This is a genomic window from Phytobacter sp. V69, assembly GCF_965644215.1.
GTDB lineage: Bacteria > Pseudomonadota > Gammaproteobacteria > Enterobacterales > Enterobacteriaceae > Phytobacter.
In genome coordinates this window covers 1-5,512 of the sequence record NZ_CBFFRL010000254.1, presented here as the reverse complement: position 1 = coordinate 5,512, position 5,512 = coordinate 1, and the positions used below count along the sequence as shown (strand labels likewise).

Here is a 5,512-nt window from a genome sequence, read left to right as displayed (position 1 = left end):
AGCGGGCATCGTGAAAAGTCTATGTCAAAGAAAGGGTTATGTTCTCATAATTGACGATTAAATCGCACCTTCCTTAAATACCTGATTGATACTGGCTTCGCTCATGGTCTTACTTGGATCATTGCGGCCCGGAAACAGCAAAGGGAATTGTCCCGTCATTGCTCTGATCTTTTCGATAATGGCTAACGCTTGGGTAGATAGCGGGATGATATGAGGACGGCGCATTTTCATGCGTTCAGCAGAAATTTCCCATAGCGCTTTCTCGGAATCGATTTCCGACCATAAGGCACCACGCAATTCACCCGTTCTTAGGCCAGTAAGGATCAACAATCTCGCTGCCAACACCATCAATTCACTACCAGAGTAGCCAGCAAGGGCTTTAAAGAAGGCAGGAAGCTCTTCGGTGGTCAGGAACGGGTAATGTGTAGATTCATGCCCCTGCATGGCACTGGTGAGATCAGGAGCGGGATTATACTCGGCTCTGCCTGTCACGATGGCATAGCGAAACACTTCACCACATCGTTGGCGCACTTTCTTTGCTTTCTCTGTTGCACCTCTGGCTTCGATTTTTTTAAGCACATTAAGAAGCTCTAATGGCTTAATGTCCGCAACAGGCCGTTGACCAAGAAAAGGAAAAATATCTTTATTGAAAGCTTCGAGAATGTCAGAGGCATACCCAACTGACCATTTTTTCACTTTCATGCTGTGCCATTCGAGTGCAATTTGCTGAAAGGTGTTTTTGACCTGCGCTTCACGTTCAGCTTTATGTTCTTTCTTAAGCTCTAAAGGATCGATACCCCCAGCGATACCTTTTCGAGCTTCATCACGTTTTGCTCTGGCATCAGCCAAAGACACATCGGGATATACCCCCAGCGCCAATAACTTTTCCTTTCCATCGATACGATACTTTAAACGCCAGTAGCGTGACCCGTTAGTTTTAACCAATAAGTAGAGGCCACCACCATCAGCCATCTTGTAGGGTTTCTCTTTGGGCTTGGCAGTCTCGACCTGTCTGGCATTGAGCTTCATTTGGGGGTATCTCCTTTAGACCGAACAGCGAATACCCCCATTGATACCCCCAACTCACCGTAGATTTCTGTGAACGTGAGTAGACGAGCAGAGACAATAAGGGCCGTGAAACCGCGTATTATAAGGGTTTAAAGGGTATTTGAGTAGACTTAAGGAGACGTTAAAATAGGTAGGATGGTGCCGATAATAGGAGTCGAACCTACGACCTTCGCATTACGAATGCGCTGCTCTACCAACTGAGCTATATCGGCCCTGAAAGGACGGGATTCACGTCGGTGAACCACGGGGCAAAAGGTTAGATCTAACGAGGTGATGCGTCAATGCCCTTTGGAATCAAACGGCTACTTTTGCATCACCCCGTTGTTTTTTACGCACGAATCGTATCGTCGCCGAAACCGATCCATTTGTACGTCGTCAGCGCTTCAAGGCCCATCGGTCCGCGCGCATGCAGTTTTTGCGTGCTCACGGCCACTTCCGCGCCAAGGCCAAACTGGCCGCCATCGGTAAAGCGCGTGGAGGCGTTAACGTAAACGGCAGAAGAGTCTACCTCGTTCACGAAACGGTTCGCATTGCTGAGCGTGCGCGTCAGGATGGCGTCAGAGTGCTGCGTGCCATGCTCGCGGATATGGGCGATAGCATCGTCCAGGTCGGTAACGATTTTCACGTTTAAATCCAGCGACAGGAACTCATTGTCGTACTCTTCCGCTTTGACTGGTACAACCGCTGCCGGGCCGGATTGCAGCTCAGTCAGCGATTTCGCATCCGCATGCAATGTGACACCACTTTCCGCCATCTGCTTGCTCAATGCAGGCAGGAAAGTGCCCGCGATACCCTGATGAACCAGCAGCGTTTCGACGGTGTTGCAGGTACTCGGACGCTGGGTTTTCGCGTTCACGATAATGTTCAGCGCCGGTGCAAACTCGGCAGAATCATCAACGAAAATGTGGCAAACACCGATACCACCAGTGATCACCGGAATGGTGGACTGTTCGCGGCACAGCTTGTGCAGACCAGCGCCACCGCGCGGGATCAGCATGTCGATGTACTTATCCATCTTGAGCATGTCATTGACCAGCGCACGGTCCGGACTTTCAATCGCCTGTACCGCTCCGGCGGGTAATCCGCACTCTTCCAGCGCCTTCTGAATCACTTTTACGGTTGCCGCATTGGTGCGCCAGGTTTCTTTCCCGCCGCGCAGAATCGCTGCATTACCGGTTTTCAGGCACAGGGACGCCACATCAACGGTGACGTTAGGACGCGCTTCGTAAATCACACCGATGACACCAAGCGGCACGCGGCGACGCTCAATGCGCAGGCCACTGTCCAACAGGCCACCATCAATCACCTGCCCTACCGGGTCAGCCAGCTTACACACCTGGCGAACATCGTCCGCAATGGCTTTCAAACGCGCTGTCGTCAACGCAAGGCGATCGAGCAGCGCTTCGCTCAGGCCATTACTGCGCGCCTCTGCAACGTCCTGCTCGTTGGCGAGAATAATCTCTTTAGACTGTGCTTCCAGGTAATCGGCGATTTTTTCCAGCACACGATTTTTTTCGCGGCTGGAGAGCAATGCCAGCTTGTACGACGCTGCTTTAGCAGCGATGCCCATCTGTTCCAGCATACATCTGCTCCTTAGCGGATGATCATATCGTCGCGATGCACGGCGACCGGGCCATATTCATAGCCAAGAATGGAATCAATTTGCTGTGAATGGTGACCGGCAATGCGACGCAGCGCGTCACTGTTATAACGAGTAACGCCATGTGCAATATCGCGACCTTCAAGGTTGCGGATGCGGATCACCTCACCACGGGAAAAGTTGCCAGTCACGCTTTTAATCCCTTTTGGCAACAGCGAGCTTCCGCGCTCCAGAATCGCGGCTGTCGCCCCTTCGTCGACGGTGATTTCACCCGCCGGCGGTGCGCCAAAAATCCAGCGTTTGCGGTTTTCCAGCGGCGAGGCCTGCGCATGGAAAAGCGTCCCGACCGCCCCCCCAGCCATGACGTCGCCAATCACGCCCGGCCTGCTGCCTGCGGCAATGATGGTGTCGATACCTGCACGGCAGGCGACATCCGCAGCCTGCAATTTGGTTCCCATCCCACCGGTGCCCAGACCCGATACGCTGTCGCCCGCAATGGCGCGCAGCGCGTCATCAATACCGTACACATCTTTAATCAGTTCAGCGTCCGGATTGTTGCGCGGGTCAGCGGTGAAGAGACCTTGTTGATCGGTAAGAAGCAGAAGCTTGTCTGCGCCCGCCAGAATCGCGGCCAGCGCGGATAAATTGTCGTTGTCGCCAACTTTGATTTCCGCCGTTGCAACAGCGTCGTTCTCATTGATGACCGGCACAATATTGTTGTCGAGCAGCGCACGCAGGGTGTCGCGGGCGTTAAGGAAACGCTCCCGGTCTTCCATATCTGCGCGGGTTAACAGCATTTGCCCAACGTGGATGCCGTAAATCGAGAACAGCTGTTCCCACAGCTGAATCAGGCGACTTTGCCCGACCGCGGCCAGAAGTTGTTTCGACGCGATAGTGGCGGGCAACTCCGGGTAACCCAGGTGCTCACGCCCGGCAGCGATAGCGCCAGAAGTCACAATAACAATACGATGCCCTGCTGCATGCAGCTGTGCGCACTGGCGCACGAGTTCAACAATGTGGGCGCGGTTCAGGCGTCGAGATCCGCCCGTTAAAACACTGGTGCCGAGTTTCACTACCAGCGTCTGGCTGTCGCTCATGATTTCTGCCGTTTAACGTAGAAGAAAAAAAGGAAACAGCCTTTGTAACAGGATCAGCGGCAACTTCCAACTGTGAGTTTTAACAACATAAGAAAATCCTTGAGGGCAATCAGAAAACGTACTTACAAAACTTGACGTTTTTATGACAAAACATGTAGAACAAGATTCATAAAAAATAAATAAGAATTGTCATAAAACTTTAATTCGCAGACGTTACAACCCTACGTGAATTTTTCACGTGAGCGGCAACGTTCAGCGGAACTAAAGCGCGTTAATTACAAATAATCAGGAAACATAATGAAAAAAACTACTTTGGCATTAATGATGATCGGCCTTGGTGTAGTTTCTGCTTCTTCCAACGCTGCGGAAATCTATAACAAAAATGGTAACAAACTGGATCTGTACGGAAAAATCAAAGCTGAACACTATTTCAGCGATGATACCACTCAGGACGGTGACAAAACTTACGTTCGTCTGGGCTTCAAAGGCGAAACTCAGATCAACGATCAGCTGACCGGTTTCGGTCGCTGGGAATCTGAATTCTCCGGTAACAACGACGAAAGCAGCTCTACTCAGAAAACCCGTCTGGCATTCGCTGGCCTGAAAGCAAAAACCTACGGTTCTGTCGACTACGGTCGTAACCTGGGTATCCTGTACGATGCAGCGTCTGTAACCGATATGTTCCCTGAATTCGGTGGCGACTCTCTGACCCGTACCGATAACTTCATGACCAAACGTACCACTGGCGTGGCAACTTACCGTAACACCGATTTCTTCGGTGCGGTTGACGGTCTGAACCTGGGCCTGCAATACCAGGGTAAAAACGAATCTGGTCGTTCTGCTTCTAAACAGAATGGCGACGGCTTCGGCACCTCTCTGTCTTACAACTTCGGCGGCAGCCCGGTTACTCTGATTGCAGCTTACGCTAAATCAGACCGTACTGACCTGCAGAACACCCAGGCTCTGGGTAAAGGCGCTAACGCAGAAGCGTGGATCTCTGGCGTGAAATACGACGCTAACAACATCTACCTGGCGGCAATGTACAGCGTTGCGCAGAACATGACTCCGATTGGCAGCCGTGGTTTTGCTAACAAGTCTGAAAACTTCGAAGTTGTTGCTCAGTACCAGTTCGACTTCGGTCTGCGTCCGTCCATTGGTTACGTTCAGACCAAAGGTAAAGACCTGGAAAACGGTTGGGGTGATCAGGACCTGGTTAAATATGTTGACGTAGGGGCTACCTACTACTTCAACAAAAACTTCTCCGCTATGGTCGATTACAAAATCAACCAGCTGGATAAAGGCGACTTCGCAACTTACGTAGGTTCAAGCTACGTTACCGACGATATCGTTGCTGTTGGCGTGACTTACCAGTTCTAAGTCTTAACGCGTAAAAAACCACCTGCATAGCAGGTGGCATTGATAACGCCCCATAGGGGCGTACTCAGTCCAGACTCTGAGAGTCTTCCCTTCACACCTCTTTTAGTGGAAGTTGGCTCTCTTCAACTTCATGCTTTTCCTGATATTTCACGTACTTTCTTATCATTTCTTCATTTATACCTACGGTATCCACGCAGTAACCCCGTGCCCAAAAGTGATTTCCCCACAGCTTGTTCTTTCGCAGGTAGGGAAATTTACTGAACAACCTAAGCGCGAATTCAGATAATAAGTGAAACGCTCGGACATGATTGTGGAGAGTGTAGGAGGAAGGGTTAACTACCGATAAGTTATCCCGTTTTTCCTACCACAG

The 5,512-nt window shown here is 51.0% G+C and carries 3 protein-coding genes, 1 tRNA gene and 2 pseudogenes; 1 reads left to right on the top strand and 5 read right to left on the bottom strand.

Annotation, left to right across the window (positions count from 1 at the left end):
• Positions 1–72 precede the first annotated feature (72 nt).
• The 4 genes and pseudogenes from ACSZPU_RS22830 to proB all read right to left on the bottom strand — a co-directional run.
• A pseudogene (locus ACSZPU_RS22830) lies at positions 73–1,029 on the bottom strand (tyrosine-type recombinase/integrase); the annotation flags it as partial.
• Positions 1,030–1,204: 175 nt separating this feature from the next.
• Positions 1,205–1,280 (bottom strand) — tRNA-Thr (locus ACSZPU_RS22825).
• Between the two features lie 116 nt (positions 1,281–1,396).
• Positions 1,397–2,650 (bottom strand): glutamate-5-semialdehyde dehydrogenase, encoded by a 1,254-nt coding sequence (proA, locus tag ACSZPU_RS22820; protein ID WP_499003476.1) that lies wholly within the window; start codon positions 2,648–2,650, stop codon positions 1,397–1,399.
• A gap of 11 nt (positions 2,651–2,661) precedes the next feature.
• Entirely contained in the window at positions 2,662–3,765 is a 1,104-nt protein-coding gene (gene proB, locus ACSZPU_RS22815; protein ID WP_499003473.1) for a glutamate 5-kinase, read from the bottom strand.
• Positions 3,766–4,062: 297 nt separating this feature from the next.
• Here proB and ACSZPU_RS22810 point away from each other — a divergent pair, with 297 nt between their 5' ends.
• A complete protein-coding gene (locus ACSZPU_RS22810) occupies positions 4,063–5,142 on the top strand; it encodes a porin (protein WP_499003470.1) in 1,080 nt (359 codons plus the stop codon).
• A 91-nt stretch (positions 5,143–5,233) separates the two neighbouring features.
• On the opposite strand, the pseudogene ACSZPU_RS22805 reads toward ACSZPU_RS22810, so the two are convergent.
• Positions 5,234–5,416, bottom strand: a pseudogene (locus tag ACSZPU_RS22805) (transposase); the annotation flags it as partial.
• Positions 5,417–5,512: the final 96 nt, after the last annotated feature.

What these genes read in the sequence shown, in the direction of transcription:
- proA (WP_499003476.1), bottom strand. Translation starts at nt 2,650, where the DNA reads ATGCTGGAACAGATGGGCATCGCTGCTAAAGCAGCGTCGTACAAGCTG.
- proB (WP_499003473.1), bottom strand. Translation starts at nt 3,765, where the DNA reads ATGAGCGACAGCCAGACGCTGGTAGTGAAACTCGGCACCAGTGTTTTA.
- ACSZPU_RS22810 (WP_499003470.1), top strand. Translation starts at nt 4,063, where the DNA reads ATGAAAAAAACTACTTTGGCATTAATGATGATCGGCCTTGGTGTAGTT.